We start from the raw sequence: 20,849 nt of genomic DNA, 5'->3' as shown, positions 1-20,849 counted from the left end.
TTATCACCTATACGTTGTAGTTAATGAGCGCTGATTCAAAAGAAGATAGAAAGGAAGCCGATTCTTCCAATTGTTGTGAATCTTGATCTTCTTCTTCTTTTTTAAACGCTTCTTTTTCCTGTCTTTCTTTTTGCTGGTCGTTTTCATTGTTATACGACATCGCTTGTTCTGACAGTAGCACATCGATTTTATCAATTGATACATGCTGAGACGCGAGACCATGCCGCAAAGTTGAAAGATTGGAGTCCAATAACTCTTTTGTTTTTGCTGACGATACGACAATTCGCGCAACCGTTTCGCTGTCTTTCTGAAGCATTTCAATTGAAATCGCACCTAGCTGTTTAGGAAATAACTTAATGAGAAGCTTGGATGTTCCCTCTTCGGCACTAAACGAAGCTTTACTCCATACTTTCTCAAGCTCGTTTACCAAATTGCTAGACTGCTGATAGTCAGATTTTGCTTGCCCTAGATAAATAGAGAACTGCTGAAGCTTAGGCATTTCTCCACTTCCAAAGGATGATGGCTGATTCTCTACTGGCGCCCCGGTTGTGTGTGTACCTGCCGAACTTTCGCTATTTTTCGAAAAGCTATTGGTATCTATACTTCCGCTGGGTACAACCACATCTTTTTTCCATGGAAGCTGATTAAAAAACGGTACTTTTTCTTCTTTAGGAAAAGCAGTCATATTTTTCACAGAACTTTCTGAAGCTGTATGAACAGCGTCCACATCCCCTTGTTCAACCGATACATGCTGAGACCCGAGAGCTTGCCGTAATCTGAAAAGATTGGCATTTAACAGCTCTTTTGTTTTTGCCGACGTTACCACAACCTGCGCAATCGTTTCATCGTCTTGTTGAAGCACTTCAATTGATATTGTCCCTAGCTGATTTGGAAATAGCTGAATGGAAAGCTTGGACGCCCCCTCTTCAGATCCAACTGAAGCTTTACTCCATATTTTTTGCAGCTCGTTTACCAGATCGCTAGACTGTTCATAATCTGATTTCGCTTTCCCTAAATCAATAGAAAACTGCGGCCTTTTTTCTTCTTTACCAAAAGCAGTCATCTCTGTTACTGAACTTTTTGGAGCTGCTTGAACAGTAGCCACATCCACTTCATCAACGGATACATGCTGAGACGTGAGAGCTTGTCGTAATCTGAAAAAGTTGGCATTTAACAGCTCTTTTGTTTTCGCTGACGATACAGCTACTTGTGCAACCGTTTCATTGTCTTGTTGAAACACTTCAATTGAAATCGTCCCTAGCTGCTTTGGAAATAACTGAATGGAAAGCTTGGATGCTCCTTCTTCAATACTGATGGAAGCTTCACTCCATATTTTTTCCAGATTATTTACCAAATCCCTAGACTGCTGATAGTCTGATTTTGCTTGGCTTAAATCAATAGAAAACTGCGGCTCTTTTTCTTCTTTACCAAAAGCATTCATCTCTGTTACAGAACTTTCTGGAGCTGCTTGAACGCCGGCCGCATCCACTTGATCAACCGCTACGCGTTGAGACGCAAGAGCTTGTCGTAAACTGAAAAGGTTGGAATTTAACAGCTCTTTTGTTTTCGCTGACGTTACCACAACCTGCGCAATTGTTTCATTGTCTTGTTGAAGCACTTCAATCGAAATCGTCCCTAGCTGCTTTGGAAACAATTTAATGGAAAGCTTAGATGCTCCTTCTTCAGTACTGATCGAAGCTTTACTCCATATTTTTTGCAGCTCATTTACCAGATCGTCAGACTGTTGATGATCAGAGTTTGCTTGCCCTAGATCAATAGAAAACTCTTGGATCTTAAGCATTTCTCCAGCTCCAAAAGCTGATGGGTTATTTTTTAACGTCAACCCGGCTGTTTTAGCAGTGAAAGAACTTTCACTATCTATACTTGGGTTACCTAAAACCACATCTTTTTTCCATGGAAGCTGATTAAATAGCGGCCCTTTTTCTTCTTTACGAACAGCGCTCATATCTTTTAGAGAATTTTTTGAAGTTGAATGAACAACGGCGAAAAAACCAGCTGAGCGCTTTTCATGTAAGGTATCGGTTAATACACGTGGTTGTTTATGAATTTTCTCTATTTTTTCAACAGCAGCTTTCCGCAAGCCTTGAAGCTGCGAATCTGAAAGCTTCACTGACTGTAGCTGCGGTTTTTGTAGTTCTTCCATCAGCTGAGCAAACTCTGTTTGAAACGCAGACGACGTGTTTTTACATATAGTCAACAAGCTAGAAATAGAAGACAAATATTGTTCTTGACTGTCTGTTTTAGATGAAACAGGTTCCTGCTGCATTTCTGTTAACACGTGCTGCAGCTTTAGAAGCGGCTGTTCCAAATCTAGACTACTTGGAATACTACTGATCATCTCGGCTAGATGTTCGTATAAGACAGACGGTTCATCTCCTTCATCTCCTTCATATTCTGCTTCGCTTAACTGAATCGCAATTAACCCGACCGCGTTAAAGACGTCTTGATTTATCGCTTGTTCATTCAATGATTTCTCCCGGCTCGCTAAAGGTTGCGCATTTAGCTGCTGAAGCTGCTGAACGATTTCTTCAAAAAAACCCTGAGTCTGAATAACAGCCGCTTTTTCATCGCAGTTTACCTTTGATGCAGCTGCTGGACGTAGTGAAATTCCCACTGTTTTCACCTCTGCTTTTATTCATCAATCTGATCTGTTAACAATGTCGTATAGCGTGCAGCTACTTTCGGATCCATTTTTTCTAAGATTGCCGTTCTTGTACTTGCTTTGAACTGCTTAAGCATCGCGACCGCTTTGTCTTCTTTTAATTCGGCAAAAATGAGCGCTGCATTTTTAGGAGACATGTTTTCATAGGTAGCAATGACATCTTTTTTCGCCAGCTGATTGTTCTTTTGTTTTTTCGCTTCGTCATCGGCTTTTTCTTCCATATCGCGCATTTCAATTTTTAGTTCATCCATTTGACGATCTTTTGTACTGATCGTTTTCTCATAGGCTGAAATTTGCTTTTCTTTCGTGCTCAGCTTCTTTTGAAGGCTCTCAACCTGCTTTTGTATTTCTTCATTGCTTTCTTGAATATTTTCATTTTTTTGTGACTGCTCACTTGATACAAATGGAATGGCGTGTGTAACAGCAGAAACCTTATCATTTATATTGACGCCTAAAAGTGTCAGGACAATGTAAGCTGCCAAGATGAGGAACACCGCTGGAATAAAGATTAAAAATAAAAACACCTGGCTTTTACTGTAAGATTTCCCATCTTCATAGTTTTCTTCTTCGTACTCTTCTCTTAATTCTTTTCGTTTAGCCATGTTTTTCACCTAATTTCTATGCAGCATGTACTGCTGTAAAGACAGCTCATCCATTTGCTTCGCTTCTAATTGTTTTTCCGCTGTTATATAAGAATCGTAGTCTTTCTTTTTTAATTTTTCATACTTCTTTACTTCTATATTCTTTTCTTCTAGCTTCAGTTTCTTTAAGTTCATTTGCTGTCTGGCAAACATGACCTCTTGTTGCAGCCTTTCAATCACTCGTTCGGCACTTGTTAAAAACTGCTGAAATGATGTAATTTCTAAAATAGAAAGCCCCTGCTTCATTTTGCCCGTATGCTGTTCAATCAGCGTTTCTTTTTCTTTTAACTTTTTATAAAGCTTTTCACCCGCTGTTTCAAACTGCTCTAGGGACTGATTATATTGAGATAGCAGTTCATCTTTTTCATTTGACTTAATTGCCATTATTTTAGATAACCTAAATTCATATGCCATATTTACTCACCTTTCACAAACAGTTCACAGAGCTTTGTTACACTTGTTTCAAACGATGGATGTTCGTTCGTTTTTTGCTTTAAAAATGCCTCAATGACAGGATGATAGTGGATTGCCTCATCAATGTAAGCAGAAGATCCTCTTTTGTAGGCACCTATGTTAATTAAGTCTTCAGAATTAGCGTAGGTAGCCATTAATGAACGCAGTTTTTCAGCTGCTTCTTTATGCCGTTCACTTACGATATGGTTCATCACGCGACTAACGCTTTTTAAGACATTGATGGCCGGATATTGACCTTTATTGGCAAGCTCCCTGTCTAGTACAATATGTCCGTCTATAATGCCTCGCACCGTATCCGAAATAGGTTCGTTCATATCATCACCGTCTACTAATACAGTGTAAAAAGCGGTAATAGATCCATGTTGATTAGTCCCTGTACGTTCAAGCAGCCTTGGCAAGCTAGCAAAAACAGATGGTGTATAACCTTTGGTAGTCGGAGGTTCACCTACGGCTAATCCAATTTCTCTCTGAGCCATTGCTACACGGGTAACAGAATCCATCATCATCATGACGCTCAGCCCCTCATCTCGAAAGTATTCAGCAATAGAAGTAGCTGTATATGCTGCTTTCATTCGAAGTAGAGCAGGCTGATCCGAGGTAGCAACTACTACAACGGAGCGCTTTAACCCTTCCTCTCCAAGATCTCGTTCAATAAATTCTCTAACTTCTCTTCCTCGCTCGCCTACAAGGGCAATGACATTGATATCTGCTTTTGTATTACGAGCAATCATCCCGAGCAGCGTACTTTTCCCAACACCGCTTCCTGCAAAAATACCTATGCGCTGCCCTCGGCCTACGGTTAACAAACTATCAATCGTCCGTACACCTACTTCAATAGGCTGTTCAATAGGCGGGCGCTCTAAAGGATTAGGGGGGTCTTGATCGGTTAAAACAAAAGGCAAATAATGAGAAAGTTCAGACCCATCTAAAGGGTTGCCTAACGAATCAAGCACTTGACCTATTAACTCTTTCCCCACGCTTACCTGCAGAGGTTTTTCTGTTGTTTCCACTAGGCAGCCAGGTCCGATATATCGAACAGACGTATAAGGCATTAAAACGACGTGCTCACCGTTAAAACCAACAACTTCTGCACGAATTTTATCTCCTCGTTCACTGAGATGAATAAAACAAACATCTCCTATTGACGTTCTAGGTCCTTTAGATTCAATCATCATTCCTACTACTCGGCTGACTTTCCCGTACCGTTTAAAAGAAGATGTGCGCGGGATTTCATGAATGAGTTGTGCGACTTTCATGTTTACTCCCCTCTAACAAACGTTCTTTTAATTTTTTCTTCATTTCCGTTAACTGACTATCAAAAGAAGCAACAAGACGCCCATAAGAGGAATCGATGACACAATCCATTTCCTGAAGATTTTCATCTGCATAAATAAACAGCCCGGTTTCTCCGTTTAATAAATCGAACAGTTCTCGTTTATGTTCACATACATATGCATATTTTTTGGGAGAAACAAAAAGCTGGATTTCTTTATGTTCTCTAACTTCTTTTAAAGACCTTGCAACAAGTGATAAAAATGATTCATCTCTTTGAAGCTGCTCATTTAAAAGCGTTTCTGCTAGGGTGAAACCTAATTCAAAAATGACTTCTTCAGACTGATTTATATATTCGTAGTACTGATTCTTTGTTTCGTCAACAATGTTTCGCGACATGGCTAATACATGTTCGTACTCTTGTTTCCCTTGAAGCAGCCCTTCTTCGTACCCTTCTTCATAGCCGCGTTTTTTTTCTTGTTGAAACAGCAGCACCTTCTCTTCTTCCCACTGCTTTTTCAAACGTTCAACTTCGTTTTGAGCTTGTTTGCGGTAAGCGTCTGCCTCGGCCTTTATCATTTCAGCTTCACTATGCGCTTGTTCAATAACGTGCTGTGCATTTTCTTGCTGAAGATGTTCTTCTGTCGGCTCATCTTGTATCGGAAAACCAAATGGAATGACTTGAATGTGCTTAGCATTTTCGTCTGAAAGTTTGTTCGTATAAGTTGATTTAATGATATTAGACAATAATATCGTCTCCTCCACCTCGAGCTAGTACAATTTCACCAGCATCTTCTAAACGTCTAATTGCAGCAACGATACGTGACTGGGCTTCCTCTACATCTTTCAAACGCACAGGGCCCATAAATTCCATTTCTTCTTTAAACGTTTCCACCATACGGCTAGACATATTTTTAAAAATAATAGATTTCACTTCTTCACTTGCTACTTTTAAGCTCAACAATAAATCATCATTTTCTACATCTCGTATCACACGCTGAATAGAACGGTTATCGAGCGTTACGATATCCTCAAATACAAACATTCGCTGTTTGATTTCTTCTGCTAATGCCGGATCTTGAATTTCAAGCGTATCAATAATAATTTTTTCAGTCGCTCGGTCCACTCCATTTAATACTTCAACTACTGCTTCTAAACCACCTGTTTGGGTATAGTCTTGGGTAACGGTAGCTGAAAGCTTTCTCTCTAAAATTTGCTCCACTTCATTAATGACTTCCGGAGACGTACTTCCCATCGTTGCAATCCGCCTTGCAATATCCGCTTGCCTTTCCTGAGGCAGTGATGATAAGATTTGTCCTGCCTGCGGCGATTCTAAGTAAGATAAAATAAGGGCAATCGTCTGAGGATGCTCATGCTGAATAAAATTTAACAGCTGCATAGGATCAGCTTTTCTGGCAAAGTCAAACGGACGAACTTGCAAAGAAGAAGTTAATCGATTGATAATCATCATAGCCTGCTCTGGTCCAAGTGCTTTTTCTAACACCTGTTTCGCATAGCTTACTCCTCCTTTTTCAAGGTAGTTTTGAGCAAGCGTTATTTGTTCAAACTCATGAAGCACAGCTTCTTTTAGGGACGGCTCTACCTTTCTCACTGAAGAAATTTCAAGCGTTAGTTGCTCAATTTCATCTTCACTGAGATGTTTATAGATAGAAGCTGATACATCCGGACCGAGAGAAATCAACAAAATTGCTGCTTTTTGCTTTCCAGTTAACTCATTTTTTTGCATAGCCTTTACCATTAGCTTTCCTCCTAATCCTCACTAATCCATGTTCGCAGCAGCTTTGCAAACTCTTCCGGGTCTTGCTTCGCTAACGTTTCAAGATTGCTTTTTGTTTGCTGTTCAGCACTTAAAACAGGGGCTTTTTGTGCCGCTTCATATGCTTCAAAAGTTTCATCATACTCTTCATCATATTCGTCTTCATCTAAGTCTTGACGCCTTTTCCTAACCAACAGCACAATAAGAACAACAATAATAAGCAGCAGTGCTCCTCCGATTATATACATCCACAATGGAATCGAACTTGCTGTGCTGTCAGCTGTTTCTTGTCCATTAAACGGCTGAACGGAAACGGTAATCTTATCGCTGACCGCGTTATCCGAGAGAGCTTTCGTATTTGCATCTTTTGAAATAGAAGTACGGACAATTGTACCTAACATTTTTTGAACGTCTGACTCAAGCGTATCGGACACTTGTGATTTCCCTTTTGCATTGGAGGGATCTATCATTACTTGAATGCCAAGGTCTTGAATTTTGTATGGACTTTCAACGATTTCTTTATGAATTCGATTCACTTCATAATTAATACGTTCTTCGTTTTTTTCGTAGTCTCCGTCTCCACTTGCTGTGCTAGATGAGTAATTTGTTGTATCTTCTTCTCCTGTTCCAGCAACGCCTCCATCTTGAGCATTTTTACCAGAAAATGTTTCATTGATTTTTTCAGCGCTAACGGCAATTCCTTGCATATTATCTTTATCAACAGGCTCTACTAGCTTTTCTTCGCGATTTTCCTGTGTAAAATCAAGATCTGCTGTAACAGAGACCATTACTTTGTCTTGACCGACCAGTCTTCCTAGCATTTGCTGTACTTGACGCTGAATATCCCGCTCAACTTCTTTTTTCGCTTCGTTCTGCGAAGCAAATGAGCTAGAAGCTGAATCCGTTTCATTTCCTTTTAAATCAAAGTACTCAAAATATTGGTTCATAATGACGATATTATCTGTAGGAAGGTTTGGCACACTTTTGGATACTAAATGATAAAGAGATTTAATTTGCTGATCATCAAATTTATAACCAGCCTTTGTATTAAGCACAATCGATGCAGAGGCTTCTCCCTGCTTTTCATTCGCCCATACACTTTCATTGGGAAGGGTAATCATCACTTTTGCATCGTTGACTCCTTGAATGTTTTTCATTAAGTTAGCCAATTCAGTTTGCATCGCATCGAGTTTTAACACATCAAATTCATTGTCTGTCATACCAAAGCTCGCATTTTTCCCAAAAAACGAATAGTCGATACTTCCGCTATCAGGAATTCCTTGTGCAGCTAAATCAACTTTTAGCGAGTCAACGCTTTGTTCAGGCACCGAAATGGTTGTTCCATTATCAGAGATTTCTGAAGGAACGCTTCTAGCATCAAGCTCTGCTTTGATTTGTCCTGTTTCTTGAGCCGATAGATTGCTATAAAGAGGGACAAATTTATCTTTGTTTAAGAAAACAGATGCTAAACTAATGACTAGAATAGCCGCAAGAGGAGCAGCGATAAGGGCTATTTTCTGTCCTTTTTTGCGGTTATTCCAAAAGACTTTCATCTTATCTCGATAAAGAGCTATTCTTTCATTCATGGTATTCCTCCGGTTATTACTATTTTCATTTTCTTTAATAACCGCTCAATTACATTTGCATTCTCATCATTTCCTGATAGGCTTCAACAGCTTTATTGCGTATTTCAAGAGCCGTTTGCATCGTAATACTTGCTTTTTGAGCAGTAATCATTACATCTTGGAGTTCGACATTTTCTCCTTTAGCAAGCTTTTCAGTCGCTATATCCGAAGCGCGTTGAGCATTGTTTAACTCATTGATTGAGTCTTTTAAAAACGTTGAAAACTGTTGAGTTGTTTGTCCAGTGCCAGTCGAAGCGGCTGTTTTTGCTATTGCTATTTGATTGCTGATACCATTAATCATTTTATCGCTCCTTTATTTTCCAATTTCTAACGTCTTTGTTAATATACTTTTGTTTGTATTAAAGACCGTCACGTTTGCTTCATAGGATCGAGTAGCACTAATTAAATCCGTCATTTCCTTTAAAGGATCTACGTTCGGCATCTGCACGTACCCTTGGTCATTCGCATCTGGATGCGTCGGATTATATACTAAATTAAAAGGAGTATTATCTTCTACGATATCTGTGACTTTTACACCGTTGTTTTGACTTTTATTGATTTCGGAGTGTAAGAGAGACGAAAAAGAAGGCGAACGATCAGACTGCATGACAACCATTTTTCTTTTGTAAGGCTGCCACTCACCATTAACGTACGTCCTTCTTGTCGTTTCAGCATTCGCCATGTTAGATGAAACAACGTCCATCCTTAAACGATTGGCAGTTAAAGCTGAAGATGTAATATTCATATTTTGAAAAATAGTCAAACTTATTTCCCCCCTCTAATGACTGTTTGAAGAGAATTAAATTTTCCGTTTAAACGATCTACTAGCGCCTCATAGTAAATTTGATTTTCAGCCATATCCGCCATCTCTTTATCCATATCCACATTGTTTCCATTTGCTTGATAGGAAGTGTTTCCTTGCTGGGTAATCACTCGCTGGGATGAATCGGAAAATGGGATATGTTTTGAATCAGTCTGATATGCTTCTAACTCGTTATGTAATAAATCTCGAAATTCACTCGTACGCGATACTGTTTTCGATTTATAATTTGGAGTATCAACGTTTGCGATATTTTGTGCAATCGTCTGCTGCTTTTGTGACGCATAGCTAATTCCATTTTCAATTGTTTGAAAAGTAGTTGAAAACAAACTCAATTCTTACACCTGCTTATCTATTCTATTTTTCTCAAAATGAGACAAATTTCGACTTTAGTACCATAGAACTTATTGTAAGAAAAACTTCATGCAATGTCTATCCTTTTTTAAGAACTTTTGGACTATAAACCAAAATTTTCATTCGATTTCCAAGCATATTTTAACATCAATGCTGTACTTTAGCTCTATTTTTTTAATTTAAAATCAAAATACATACCATAAGTCCTGAACAATTTGTAATAAAAGTAACGATTTGTAATCAACTAGTATCTTTTTACTATTTAAAGATTCTATAATATAATTTTTAGATTTTTATATGAAGTTTGTTAAAGATTTATAAAAATAGTGAACGAATCGTCTTAACCCAGAGCGAACCTTTTCATACTGAGAGCATATAAAAAAAGCACACGGGCTTTGCCCGTGTGCTTTTTGGTTCATAAACTTAGTTAGATTTTAATTTTTCAAGCTCTACTAAGAATTTGTTGTTAAGAACTTTAATGTAAGTTCCTTTCATTCCTAGCGAACGTGATTCAATAACGCCAGCACTTTCTAATTTACGTAGCGCATTTACGATTACTGAACGTGTAATTCCAACGCGGTCAGCAATTTTACTTGCGACTAATAGTCCTTCATTTCCATTTAACTCTTCAAAGATGTGCTCAATAGCTTCTAACTCACTGTATGATAATGAGCTAATTGCCATTTGTACAACAGCTTTGCTACGCGCTTCTTCTTCAATCTCTTCTGCTTTTTCACGAAGAATTTCCATACCTACTACCGTTGCACCGTATTCAGCAAGGATTAAATCATCGTCTTCGAACTGACGGTCTAAACGAGATAGTACAAGCGTACCTAGACGCTCTCCGCCTCCGATAATTGGAACGATTGTTGTTAGTCCTGCATCAAATAAGTCTTTATTTTCAACTGGGAAAGCTGTATATTGACTTTCAATGTTTAAATTAGAAGATGTTTCTTGAATGTTAAATAGGCTTTGAGTATATTCTTCTGGGAACTGGCGTGCTTCTAACATATCTTTCATGCGCGCATTCTCAATTTGCTGTTTAACAGCGATTCCTAATAATTTACCGCGACGACTTACTACGAATACGTTTGATTCGATCACTTCGCAAAGTGTTTCAGCCATTTCTTTAAAGTTTACTGGTTTACCAGCTGCTTTTTGTAGCATTGCATTAATCTTTCTAGTTTTCCCTAATAAATCCATTAGTACTCTTCCTCCTGCGATTTCAGTTCTATAAAATAAATTGACTCAAATCTTTGTTTTTAGCAATTTTTTCTAATTTTTCTTCCACATACTGCGGAGTAATCACAATTTTCTCTAATGTTACTTCTGGTGCTTCAAACGATAAATCCTCTAGCAAACGTTCTAAAATCGTATGAAGCCTTCTTGCACCAATATTGTCTGTATCTTGATTTACCTGATATGCAATTTCTGCAATCTTACGTATAGCATCGTCAGAAAATTCAATTTGTATACCTTCAGTTTCCAATAATGCCGCATATTGCTTTAATAACGCATTATCTGGCTCTACTAAAATGTTTATAAAATCTTCAACGGTTAGCTTCGTTAATTCAACGCGAATTGGGAATCGACCTTGCAATTCTGGAATTAAATCCGACGGTTTTGATACATGGAAAGCACCAGCTGCTACAAATAAAACATGATCAGTTTTGACTGCACCATATTTGGTAACAATCGTTGATCCTTCTACAATTGGTAAAATATCTCGCTGCACGCCTTCACGTGAAACATCAGCGGAAGATGAATTACCACTTTTTTGAGCAATTTTATCAATTTCGTCAATGAAAATAATTCCGTATTGTTCTGCACGATTCACAGCTTCTTGCGTCACTTCATCCATATCAATCAATTTTTGCGCTTCTTCATTTGTTAATACTTTTCGTGCATCTTTAACAGTAAGTTTGCGCTTTTTTTGTTTTTTAGGCATAAAATTGCTTAAGGCATCCTGCATGTTCATGCCCATTTGTTCCATACCCGAACCTTGTAACATATCAAACATAGAAGGCTGTTGCTCTTCTACTTCAATTGTGACATAATGATTTTCAAGCTCTCCTAGAGCAAGCTGATGAGCAATCTGCTTGCGCTTCGTTGCAATATTCGTTTCCTCATCTTGATCAGGATCCGCATCGCTTGACTGTGTACCGTTTGAAAAAATCATTTCAAACGGATTTTTAAACGATTGCTGCTTCTTTTTGCTTGGAACAAGAAGCTCCACTATCCGCTTGTTTGCATTTTCTTCTGCACGATCACGCACGCCGTTCATTTTTTCTTCTTTCACAAGTCGAACTGACGTTTCCACTAAATCACGAACCATTGATTCCACATCGCGTCCTACATATCCAACTTCCGTAAATTTTGTTGCCTCAACCTTAATAAAAGGTGCACCGACAAGCTTAGCTAAGCGGCGTGCAATCTCGGTTTTACCCACACCTGTAGGACCAATCATTAAAATGTTTTTCGGCACAACTTCATCACGTAAAGATTCGTCTAGCAGACCGCGGCGATAGCGATTTCGCAGCGCAACAGCGACCGCTTTCTTTGCCTTCGTTTGACCAATAATATACTGATCGAGCTTTTCTACAATTTGTCGAGGTGTTAAATGAGAATTCATAAAAAAATCCCCTTTCCTACAGTTCTTCTACAATAATATGATCATTTGTATAAACACATATCTCACTTGCTACATCTAAAGCTGCTTTTGCAATTTCTTTAGCTGTTAAATGTTCGCCTGCATGTTGTTTTAATGCACGTCCCGCTGATAAAGCATAATTTCCGCCTGATCCAATTGCTAAAATGCCGTCGTCCGGTTCAATAACTTCACCCGTTCCTGATACTAACAGTAAGTTATCTTTGTTCATAACAATAAGCATTGCTTCTAACTTTCGCAATACTTTGTCACTTCTCCATTGTTTAGCAAGCTCCACGGCTGCACGCTGAAGATTTCCGTTATACTCTTCAAGCTTCGTTTCAAATAATTCAAAAAGAGTGAATGCATCAGCTACTGAACCTGCAAAGCCGGCAAGAACTTGCCCTTGAAATAGACGTCTTACTTTTCGAGCAGTATGTTTCATCACAACAGCATTTCCAAACGTTACTTGTCCGTCCCCAGACATGGCACATTGACCGTTATGCTGAACTGCAAAAATCGTAGTAGCATGGAAAGTAGACAAATTAACTCCTCCTTTTATGCGCGAGGATGGTGATTCATATAAACTGCCTTTAAACGATCCTTCGTCACATGTGTGTATATTTGAGTGGTTGATAAATGTTCATGACCTAGCATTTCTTGAACTGTACGTAAATCTGCCCCTTCATTTAACATATGAGTCGCAAAAGTATGCCGCAAAACGTGTGGACTAATATGTATATTCTCAGCGGTTTTCTTTACTAACTGATCAATGACTAAGCGTATGCCTCGGTCTGTCAACGGTGTCCCCTTATAATTTAAAAAGAGCGAATGAGTATCAGAAGGAGCCTTTTTTAAAAGAAGCTTTCTTCCATTATCTATATATACTCTAAGAGCGTCCTTGGCATAACAGCCAAATGGCACGTACCGTTGTTTTTTCCCTTTGCCATATACGAGCAAAGTTTGAAGTGAAAAATCTATATCGCTAAGCTTAATAGATGCACATTCACTCACTCGTATTCCGGTGGCATACAGCAATTCTAAGAGAGACTGATTACGCTGCCCTAACGGAGTTGTTAAGTCATTCATTTGAAATAATTTCACAATCTCCTCTTCATACAGGAAGCGAGGATTTCTCTCTTCCTTTTTAGGAAGGGTAACGAGCGCAAATGGATTATCTTCTACTAATTCTTCTCTATTTAAGTAACGATAAAACGTTCTCAAACAAGAAATTTTGCGTGACATCGATCTTTTTGAATACTGCTTTTCATATAGGCGTGTTAAAAACAGCCTTGCATCAGCATATGTAACACTTTGTAGGTTTTGTATTTGCTCTTCCTGCATAAAAGACATGAAGATACCTATGTCTTTTTCATAGCAGTCAACTGTATATTTTGAATAATTTTTCTCAATTTGTAAATATTCTAGAAAGGAATTTAATACATCTTTAACAAATTCCAATGTTATCACCTCACAAGGGCTACTAAATATTATCACAATTAAGTAGCCCTTGCAAACAATTTTGATTATTTTGTTGTAAAATTCTGAATAGTTTCCAATGCTCGTTTAGCCAGCGTTTCATTTCGTTCTTGTTTGTTTTTGATTCGCACTTCCAATTCTTTGAATAAGCCAAAGTTGGCATTCATCGGCTGGAAGTTTTTGGCGTTTGTATGTGTGATATAGTGAGCCATACTGCCAATCGCTGTTTCCTGCGGCAATACAACCAATTCTTCACCAAGCACAAGTCGAGCCGCGTTCATTCCTGCCATTAATCCGCTCGCAGCTGATTCTACATATCCTTCTACTCCCGTCATTTGTCCAGCAAAGAATAAGTCATCACGCTCGCGATATTGATACGTAGGCTTTAACAATTTAGGAGAATTAATAAACGTATTTCTATGCATAACCCCGTAGCGTACTACTTCTGCATTTTCTAAACCTGGGATTAAGCTTAATACTTCTTTTTGTGCTCCCCATTTTAAATGTGTTTGGAAACCTACAATATTATATAGTGTACCTGCTGCATCATCTTGACGAAGCTGAACAACTGCATAAGGTCGCTTTCCTGTTTTCGGATCTTCTAACCCAACTGGTTTCATTGGTCCAAAGAGCATTGTTTTTTCTCCGCGTGAAGCCATTACTTCAATTGGCATACATCCTTCAAAATAAATTTCCTTCTCAAATTCTTTTAAAGGAACCGTCTCTGCATTGATTAATGCTTCATGAAAGCGCTGGAATTCTTCTTTTGTCATCGGACAGTTTAAATAGGCAGCTTCCCCTTTGTCATAGCGAGATTTAAGATATACTTTATCCATATCAATGCTGTCTTTTTCAATAATAGGTGCAGCCGCATCGTAAAAATATAAATAATCTTCACTTGTTAACGCGCGCAGCTGTTCCGATAAATCTTTTGACGTTAGCGGACCTGTTGCAATAACAGTTGGTCCCTGTGGAATTTCCGTAATCTCTTCATTAACAACCGTTACGTTCGGATGGTTTTTAACGCTTTCCGTCACACGAGAGGCAAATTCGTGACGATCAACAGCCAGTGCTCCACCTGCTGGAACCGCACACTCGTCTGCTGAACGAATAATGACAGAGTCTAATAATCGCATTTCTTCTTTTAGCACACCCACTGCATTTGTTAATGTATTCGCACGCAGTGAATTACTACATACTAATTCAGCAAATTTGTCCGTATGATGAGCAGGTGTTTGCTTTACTGGTCTCATCTCATAAAGACGGACTTTCAAACCACGCTTTGCGATTTGCCAAGCTGCTTCACTTCCAGCAAGACCTGCTCCGATAACATTAATTACTTGTTCATTCATTGTAAATCCTCCAACTTCATTTCTATCTTTTCTATCATTTTCCTTATTCATTCACTTGTCTTTTCTTTTTAACGAGACAAAGAAAATGCGACATTACTCAATGTCGCTAATAACGTTTCCATTTTAGCACATGAAGCAATGTCGCCGCATCTTATATAACTGCTATTTGTAAATTTAAAGTGTGGGAATTCATCCCATTCTCTTTTACTGCTGAGCTTCCTCTTTATAATCACAACTTGTACAGACGACTTGAGTTCCTTTTTTCTGTTTCTTCTCCACAAGCAGATTTTCACATTTCGGACATTTTCTTGCAATCGGCTTATCCCAAGATACGAAATCACAGCCCGGGAATCGATCACAGCCATAAAATGTACGCTTTTTCTTCGATTTTCGCTCAACGATATTTCCTTCTTCACATTTCGGACACTTTACGCCAATCTCTTTTACAATTGGCTTTGTGTTGCGGCAGTCAGGGAAATTAGAGCATGCCATAAATTTTCCGTAGCGTCCCATTTTGTATACCATAGGTGAACCGCATTCTTCACAATCTTCTCCGGCAGGTTCATCTTTAATCTCCACTTCGCGCATTTCTTTTTCAGCATGTTCTAAGCGTTTTTCAAAATCACTGTAAAATTCGTCAATAACACGCACCCATTGAACATTACCATCTTCCACTTCATCCAAATCGTTTTCCATTTTAGCTGTAAACTCTACATCTAAAATTTCCGGAAAAAACTCCAATACAAGCTCCAGTACAATTTCTCCAAGTTCTGTTGGAACAAAACGCTTGTTATCGAGCGCTACGTACCCGCGCTTTTGAATCGTGTCAAGTGTTGGAGCATATGTAGACGGTCGTCCAATGCCTAGCTCTTCTAATGTCTTGACTAAACGAGCTTCAGTATATCTTGGCGGCGGCTGTGTGAAGTGCTGCTTTTCATCGATGTCCTTAGAATAAGCTACTTCTCCTTCTTCTAAATCTGGAAGAAGATTTTCTTTTTCCTCCACTTGATCATCATTGCCTTCAACATACACTTTCATAAAGCCTGGAAATTTAACTTTCGAGCCGTTTGCTCTAAATGTTACGTCCCCATTTTTCAAATCTACAGCCATTGTATCCATAATTGCAGGTGCCATTTGACTAGCAACGAAGCGCTCCCATACTAACTTATACAGTCGATACTGATCACGCGATAAGAACTCTTTTACCTCTCCTGGTTTACGAAGAGCTGAAGTTGGACGAATCGCTTCGTGGGCATCTTGCGCGTTCGAATTTTTCTTTTCTTTGCGCTTTTCCGTTGCCACAAACTGATTTCCGTATGCGTTCGTAATGTAATCTCTAGCTTCTGTTTGAGCTGTTTCTGAAATACGAGTAGAATCGGTACGCATATACGTGATAAGACCTACTGTACCTTCTTTTCCTAAATCAATTCCTTCATATAATTGCTGCGCAATCATCATTGTTTTTTTCGCTCGGAAGTTCAGTTTCCGCGCTGCCTCTTGCTGTAATGAAGACGTGGTAAAAGAAGGAGCCGCATTACGCTTTCGCTCACGTTTTGTTACTTTAGAAATTGAAAATTCATTTCCATCTAATTGTTTAACAATGTTGGTTACATCATTTTCATTCGATAGCTCTACTTTTTTCCCTTGATATTCGATCAACTGGCCTTCAAATTGGTCGTTTCCTTTTTGGAAAGTTGCTTTTACCGTCCAGTATTCTTCTGGGATAAACTTTGCAATTTCTTTTTCACGATCAATAATTAACCGCACTGCAATTGATTGAACCCTTCCGGCACTTAATCCTTTTTTCACTTTTTTCCACAGCAATGGACTGATGTTGTAGCCAACCAGTCTGTCAAGAATACGGCGTGCTTGCTGAGCATCTACTAAATCCATATTAATTGCTCGTGGATGTTTAAAAGATTCTTTAATCGCTTCTTTTGTAATCTCGTTAAATACTACGCGGCAGTCCGATGCAATGTCTACATCCAAACTGTGCGCCAAGTGCCATGCAATCGCTTCTCCTTCACGGTCTGGATCGGCTGCTAGGTAAATCTTTTTTGCTTTTTTAGCCGCTGTTTTTAGTTCTTTTAAAACCGGGCCTTTCCCGCGAATTGTAATATATTTCGGGTTGTAATCTTGTTCAATATCAATTCCCATTTGACTTTTAGGTAAATCGCGAACATGTCCCATCGATGCTTTTACTTTATATTTCTTTCCTAAATAACGTTCAATTGTTTTAGCCTTTGCAGGCGATTCTACAATTACTAGGTAGTCAGACATCTATTTGTTCCTCCTCAAGAGGTAGAATAAAATCTTCATTATTATTAAATATTTGGTTCTTGTTTGTCAAATGTCAAAAAGATAAGTCATACGATTTTCCTACGTATCTCACTAGTATTTCATACCATGCAAGAATATGACTACTTTGAAACATTCATCTTATATACATCATTTCATCTGTAATATCAGCAGCGCTTTGCACAAGTTTTGCCCCTAATTGGATTAACTTATTCGTTCCACATGATGTTTCTTCAAAAATAGAACCCGGTATGGCAAATACTTCTCTTCCTTGCTGAAGCGCCTGGTCGGCGGTAATAAAAGATCCACTTCTTTCTTTTGCTTGCACCACCAACGTGCCTCCTGTTAATCCGCTAATGATTCTGTTTCTGCGAGGGAAAAACCATTTCGTCGGCTTCATAAACGGGGCATATTCAGAAAGCAGCAAATGATGCTGCGCAATTTCTCTTGCTAAATTTTGGTTTCCTCTTGGGTAAATATTATAAAACCCTCCGCCTAAAACTGCAATCGTTTTAGCTTTTTCAGCGATAGCCAGTTCATGAGCAGCCTGGTCAATTCCTAAGGCTAGCCCACTCACAACGACAAATTCTTCATGCAGCATCGGCTTAACAATACGAGTTAAAGCTGCAGTTCCATATGAAGTAGGATTTCTTGTTCCTACAACGCTTAAGCTTGCCGGAGCGTGTAAAAGAGACAAGTTCCCCCTTGCAAATAATACCCAAGGCGGATCATAAATATGGCGCAAAAGTTCAGGATATTCATCATCTAAGATGGTGACACATCGAATATTCTCAGCGTCATATTTATCTAGAATATCTCGTATTGGAATAGTTTGCAAATCTTTTTTTATTTGATTAGCACGTTCAATCGAGAGAGTCAATAGTTTTTGAAGCTGTGATGGAGAGTACTCGTAGAGATTTTGTAATGAAGAATTCTGTTGAAGTAGCGTAAAAATTTGTTTCCAATTAACAGATGGACAATGTGCTAAATGAATTAATTTTTCCCGTAAACCAGACATTCTACAATCTCCTTTTTAAATGGACAAAATAGCCCCCGGTCAAAGGAGGCTATATGTCTTCTATTAATGAGTCTTACACTGCTCGTAAATGCCTTGTTCTTTTAACACCTTAATAAGTGTTTCTCCCATAACAGATGGTGTTTCAGCTACTTGGATACCGCACTCATTCATTGTTTTAATTTTTTCAGACGCTGTCCCTTTACCACCTGAAATAATCGCACCAGCATGGCCCATACGTTTTCCTGGAGGCGCTGTTTGACCGCCAATGAAGCCGACAACAGGTTTTGTCATATTTGCTTTTACCCATTCTGCCGCTTCTTCTTCTGCTGTACCGCCGATTTCCCCAATCATAATTACTGCATACGTATCTTCATCTTCATTAAACGCTTTTAATACATCGATAAAGTTCGTGCCATTCACCGGGTCACCGCCGATACCAACAGCTGTTGATTGGCCAATTCCAGCTTCAGAAAGTTGGTGAACAGCTTCATATGTTAATGTACCAGAACGCGAAACTACACCTACATGACCTTTTTTGTGAATGTACCCTGGCATAATGCCAATTTTACATTCTTCCGGTGTAATAACACCTGGGCAGTTAGGCCCTACAAGACGCGTACGTTTTCCTTCCATATAACGCTTTACTTTTACCATATCTAATACTGGAATACCTTCTGTAATACAAATAACTAAATCTAAATCTGCGTCAACTGCTTCAATAATGGAGTCAGCTGCGAATGCTGGTGGAACATATACAACAGAAGCCGTTGCGCCTGTTTTTTCTTTCGCCTCGGCAACCGTATTAAATACCGGAACACCTTCTACTTCTAATCCGCCTTTACCCGGCGTTACGCCACCAACAATTTTTGTTCCATATTCTAACATTTGCTGTGTATGAAAAAGGCCAACTCCGCCTGTAATTCCTTGTACAATTACTTTTGTATCTTGATTAATAAATACGCTCATTCCTATCCCCCAGCCTTTCTATTTCACTAGTGAAACGATTTTTTGTGCGCCGTCTGCCATAGATTCAGCAGCTGTGATATTTAAGCCTGATTTTTGTAAAATTTCTTTTCCAAGTTCAACGTTTGTTCCTTCTAAGCGAACAACTAATGGAAGGCTTAATCCAACTTGTTTTGTTGCTTCAACAACACCTGTTGCAATAACATCACATTTCATAATTCCGCCGAAAATATTAACGAAAATACCTTTTACATTTTGGTCAGATAAAATAATTTTAAATGCTTCTGTTACTTTTTCAGCAGTTGCGCCGCCCCCAACATCCAGGAAGTTAGCAGGGTCGCCTCCGTAATGCTTAATAATATCCATCGTTGCCATCGCTAAACCTGCACCGTTTACCATACAACCGATATTACCGTCTAGTGAAATGTAGCTTAAGTCGTATTTAGATGCTTCAATTTCTTTAGCATCTTCCTCTTCAAGGTCACGATATTCAAGAATATCTTTTTGGCGATACAGCGCATTTGAATCAAAGTTTAACTTCGCATCCAATGCCATAACGTCTCCGTCACCTGTTACAACTAGAGGGTTAATCTCTGCAATTGAGCAGTCTTTTTCAACAAATACTGTATATAAACCTGTCATGAATTTAACTGCTTTTCCAACTAATTCTTTTGGAATATTAATATTAAATGCAAGTCTGCGAGCTTGGAATGCTTGTAAACCAATCGCCGGATCTACATATTCTTTAAAGATTTTTTCAGGCGTTTTTTCCGCCACTTCTTCAATTTCAGTTCCACCTTCTTCAGAACCCATCAATACAACTTGAGACGTTGCACGATCAAGAACTAAACCGATGTAGTATTCTTTCTTAATATCGCATCCCTCTTCAACTAACAAGCGCTTAACTTCTTTTCCTTCAGGGCCTGTTTGGTGCGTTACGAGGGTCTTTCCTAAAATATCTTGTGCATATGTACGAACTTCATCTAAGTTTTTTGCTACTTTGACACCGCCCGCTTTACCGCGTCCACCAGCATGGATTTGTGCTTTCACCACTGATACTTGTGAACCTAATTCCTTTGCTGCTTCAACTGCTTCTTCAACAGTAAAAGCTACTCGACCGTTTGGTACTGCAACCCCATATTTTCTGAGTAGTTCTTTTCCTTGATACTCATGGATATTCATTTCCCATCCTCCTAACATAATCAACCACAAAACTATACTGCACAAAATAGACTGCGCTTTCATTGTATAAAAATAATTGTCTAATTGTCTACTATTCTAGTGAAAAATATTGAAATAATAAGAAAATTGATATTTTTATGGAGATAGTACTTAACCATACCTTATGAAGTAGATGAGGCTCTGCGGACGTTAAACGTGTGGTTGATCATGTAAATCAACCTTCATAACTAAAGCAGACTGAGAGGAAAATAATTTACGAATTTT

Annotated in this window: 19 protein-coding genes; all 19 read right to left on the bottom strand. The window is 38.8% G+C overall.

Annotation, left to right across the window (positions count from 1 at the left end; genetic code table 11):
- Nucleotides 1–7 precede the first annotated feature (7 nt).
- The 19 genes from ACWATA_RS03675 to sucC all read right to left on the bottom strand — a co-directional run bounded on the left by ACWATA_RS03675 (nucleotide 8) and on the right by sucC (nucleotide 20,585).
- The gene (locus ACWATA_RS03675) at nucleotides 8–2,635 is read right to left on the bottom strand and encodes a flagellar hook-length control protein FliK (RefSeq protein ID WP_473049578.1); all 2,628 of its coding nucleotides are present in this window, start codon (nucleotides 2,633–2,635) and stop codon (nucleotides 8–10) included.
- Nucleotides 2,636–2,652: 17 nt separating this feature from the next.
- A complete protein-coding gene (locus ACWATA_RS03670) occupies nucleotides 2,653–3,285 on the bottom strand; it encodes a MotE family protein (protein ID WP_033579781.1) in 633 nt (210 codons plus the stop codon).
- Nucleotides 3,286–3,294: 9 nt separating this feature from the next.
- Entirely contained in the window at nucleotides 3,295–3,738 is a 444-nt protein-coding gene (fliJ, locus tag ACWATA_RS03665; RefSeq protein WP_473049577.1) for a flagellar export protein FliJ, read from the bottom strand.
- Nucleotides 3,739–3,740: 2 nt separating this feature from the next.
- Nucleotides 3,741–5,054, bottom strand: a complete 1,314-nt coding sequence (fliI, locus tag ACWATA_RS03660; protein ID WP_034265238.1) for a flagellar protein export ATPase FliI — start codon at nucleotides 5,052–5,054, stop codon at nucleotides 3,741–3,743.
- Nucleotides 5,029–5,817: a flagellar assembly protein FliH gene (gene fliH, locus ACWATA_RS03655; RefSeq protein WP_033579779.1), complete on the bottom strand. Its 789-nt coding sequence runs from the start codon at nucleotides 5,815–5,817 to the stop codon at nucleotides 5,029–5,031. Before fliH ends, fliI begins: the two co-directional genes overlap by 26 nt.
- Nucleotides 5,810–6,829 carry a flagellar motor switch protein FliG gene (fliG, locus tag ACWATA_RS03650; protein ID WP_473049576.1) on the bottom strand — a complete coding sequence of 340 codons (1,020 nt, stop codon included), beginning with the start codon at nucleotides 6,827–6,829 and terminating at the stop codon, nucleotides 5,810–5,812. The genes fliH and fliG overlap by 8 nt, the downstream gene beginning before the upstream one ends.
- 11 nt (nucleotides 6,830–6,840) lie before the next feature.
- Nucleotides 6,841–8,433, bottom strand: coding sequence for a flagellar basal-body MS-ring/collar protein FliF (gene fliF / locus ACWATA_RS03645; protein WP_048019845.1), 1,593 nt, complete (start codon nucleotides 8,431–8,433; stop codon nucleotides 6,841–6,843).
- Between the two features lie 49 nt (nucleotides 8,434–8,482).
- Entirely contained in the window at nucleotides 8,483–8,773 is a 291-nt protein-coding gene (gene fliE / locus ACWATA_RS03640) for a flagellar hook-basal body complex protein FliE (protein WP_028411433.1), read from the bottom strand.
- Nucleotides 8,774–8,785: 12 nt separating this feature from the next.
- Nucleotides 8,786–9,235, bottom strand: a complete 450-nt coding sequence (gene flgC / locus ACWATA_RS03635; RefSeq protein WP_473049575.1) for a flagellar basal body rod protein FlgC — start codon at nucleotides 9,233–9,235, stop codon at nucleotides 8,786–8,788.
- Between the two features lie 2 nt (nucleotides 9,236–9,237).
- On the bottom strand, nucleotides 9,238–9,627 hold the full coding sequence (flgB, locus tag ACWATA_RS03630; protein ID WP_028411435.1) for a flagellar basal body rod protein FlgB: 390 nt from the start codon (nucleotides 9,625–9,627) through the stop codon (nucleotides 9,238–9,240).
- A gap of 442 nt (nucleotides 9,628–10,069) precedes the next feature.
- Nucleotides 10,070–10,849, bottom strand: coding sequence for a GTP-sensing pleiotropic transcriptional regulator CodY (codY, locus tag ACWATA_RS03625; protein WP_013058882.1), 780 nt, complete (start codon nucleotides 10,847–10,849; stop codon nucleotides 10,070–10,072).
- 28 nt (nucleotides 10,850–10,877) lie between these two features.
- The gene (gene hslU, locus ACWATA_RS03620; RefSeq protein ID WP_013084801.1) at nucleotides 10,878–12,278 is read right to left on the bottom strand and encodes an ATP-dependent protease ATPase subunit HslU; all 1,401 of its coding nucleotides are present in this window, start codon (nucleotides 12,276–12,278) and stop codon (nucleotides 10,878–10,880) included.
- A gap of 16 nt (nucleotides 12,279–12,294) precedes the next feature.
- Nucleotides 12,295–12,837 carry an ATP-dependent protease subunit HslV gene (gene hslV / locus ACWATA_RS03615; protein ID WP_013058884.1) on the bottom strand — a complete coding sequence of 181 codons (543 nt, stop codon included), beginning with the start codon at nucleotides 12,835–12,837 and terminating at the stop codon, nucleotides 12,295–12,297.
- Nucleotides 12,838–12,851: 14 nt separating this feature from the next.
- The gene (xerC, locus tag ACWATA_RS03610) at nucleotides 12,852–13,754 is read right to left on the bottom strand and encodes a tyrosine recombinase XerC (protein WP_014458427.1); all 903 of its coding nucleotides are present in this window, start codon (nucleotides 13,752–13,754) and stop codon (nucleotides 12,852–12,854) included.
- Between the two features lie 65 nt (nucleotides 13,755–13,819).
- Entirely contained in the window at nucleotides 13,820–15,124 is a 1,305-nt protein-coding gene (trmFO, locus tag ACWATA_RS03605) for an FADH(2)-oxidizing methylenetetrahydrofolate--tRNA-(uracil(54)-C(5))-methyltransferase TrmFO (RefSeq protein ID WP_028411436.1), read from the bottom strand.
- Nucleotides 15,125–15,328: 204 nt separating this feature from the next.
- Nucleotides 15,329–17,404 carry a type I DNA topoisomerase gene (topA, locus tag ACWATA_RS03600; RefSeq protein ID WP_013058887.1) on the bottom strand — a complete coding sequence of 692 codons (2,076 nt, stop codon included), beginning with the start codon at nucleotides 17,402–17,404 and terminating at the stop codon, nucleotides 15,329–15,331.
- Between the two features lie 154 nt (nucleotides 17,405–17,558).
- Complete coding sequence (dprA, locus tag ACWATA_RS03595) at nucleotides 17,559–18,440, bottom strand: DNA-processing protein DprA (RefSeq protein WP_033579776.1); 882 nt, start codon at nucleotides 18,438–18,440, stop codon at nucleotides 17,559–17,561.
- A gap of 63 nt (nucleotides 18,441–18,503) precedes the next feature.
- Nucleotides 18,504–19,406, bottom strand: a complete 903-nt coding sequence (sucD, locus tag ACWATA_RS03590) for a succinate--CoA ligase subunit alpha (protein ID WP_013058889.1) — start codon at nucleotides 19,404–19,406, stop codon at nucleotides 18,504–18,506.
- A gap of 18 nt (nucleotides 19,407–19,424) precedes the next feature.
- On the bottom strand, nucleotides 19,425–20,585 hold the full coding sequence (gene sucC, locus ACWATA_RS03585) for an ADP-forming succinate--CoA ligase subunit beta (RefSeq protein WP_013058890.1): 1,161 nt from the start codon (nucleotides 20,583–20,585) through the stop codon (nucleotides 19,425–19,427).
- Nucleotides 20,586–20,849: the final 264 nt, after the last annotated feature.

The sequence above is a fragment of the Priestia sp. USM5 genome (assembly GCF_058323215.1).
This window is presented reverse-complemented; position numbering and strand designations above follow the sequence as displayed.

Bases quoted from the DNA above. Each gene is read 5' to 3' on its own strand.
- trmFO (WP_028411436.1), bottom strand. From the start codon at position 15,124: ATGAATGAACAAGTAATTAATGTTATCGGAGCAGGTCTTGCTGGAAGT.
- fliF (WP_048019845.1), bottom strand. From the start codon at position 8,433: ATGAATGAAAGAATAGCTCTTTATCGAGATAAGATGAAAGTCTTTTGG.
- dprA (WP_033579776.1), bottom strand. From the start codon at position 18,440: ATGTCTGGTTTACGGGAAAAATTAATTCATTTAGCACATTGTCCATCT.
- fliG (WP_473049576.1), bottom strand. From the start codon at position 6,829: ATGGTAAAGGCTATGCAAAAAAATGAGTTAACTGGAAAGCAAAAAGCA.
- sucD (WP_013058889.1), bottom strand. From the start codon at position 19,406: ATGAGCGTATTTATTAATCAAGATACAAAAGTAATTGTACAAGGAATT.
- fliI (WP_034265238.1), bottom strand. From the start codon at position 5,054: ATGAAAGTCGCACAACTCATTCATGAAATCCCGCGCACATCTTCTTTT.
- fliE (WP_028411433.1), bottom strand. From the start codon at position 8,773: ATGATTAATGGTATCAGCAATCAAATAGCAATAGCAAAAACAGCCGCT.
- ACWATA_RS03670 (WP_033579781.1), bottom strand. From the start codon at position 3,285: ATGGCTAAACGAAAAGAATTAAGAGAAGAGTACGAAGAAGAAAACTAT.
- topA (WP_013058887.1), bottom strand. From the start codon at position 17,404: ATGTCTGACTACCTAGTAATTGTAGAATCGCCTGCAAAGGCTAAAACA.
- sucC (WP_013058890.1), bottom strand. From the start codon at position 20,585: ATGAATATCCATGAGTATCAAGGAAAAGAACTACTCAGAAAATATGGG.
- codY (WP_013058882.1), bottom strand. From the start codon at position 10,849: ATGGATTTATTAGGGAAAACTAGAAAGATTAATGCAATGCTACAAAAA.
- hslU (WP_013084801.1), bottom strand. From the start codon at position 12,278: ATGAATTCTCATTTAACACCTCGACAAATTGTAGAAAAGCTCGATCAG.
- fliJ (WP_473049577.1), bottom strand. From the start codon at position 3,738: ATGGCATATGAATTTAGGTTATCTAAAATAATGGCAATTAAGTCAAAT.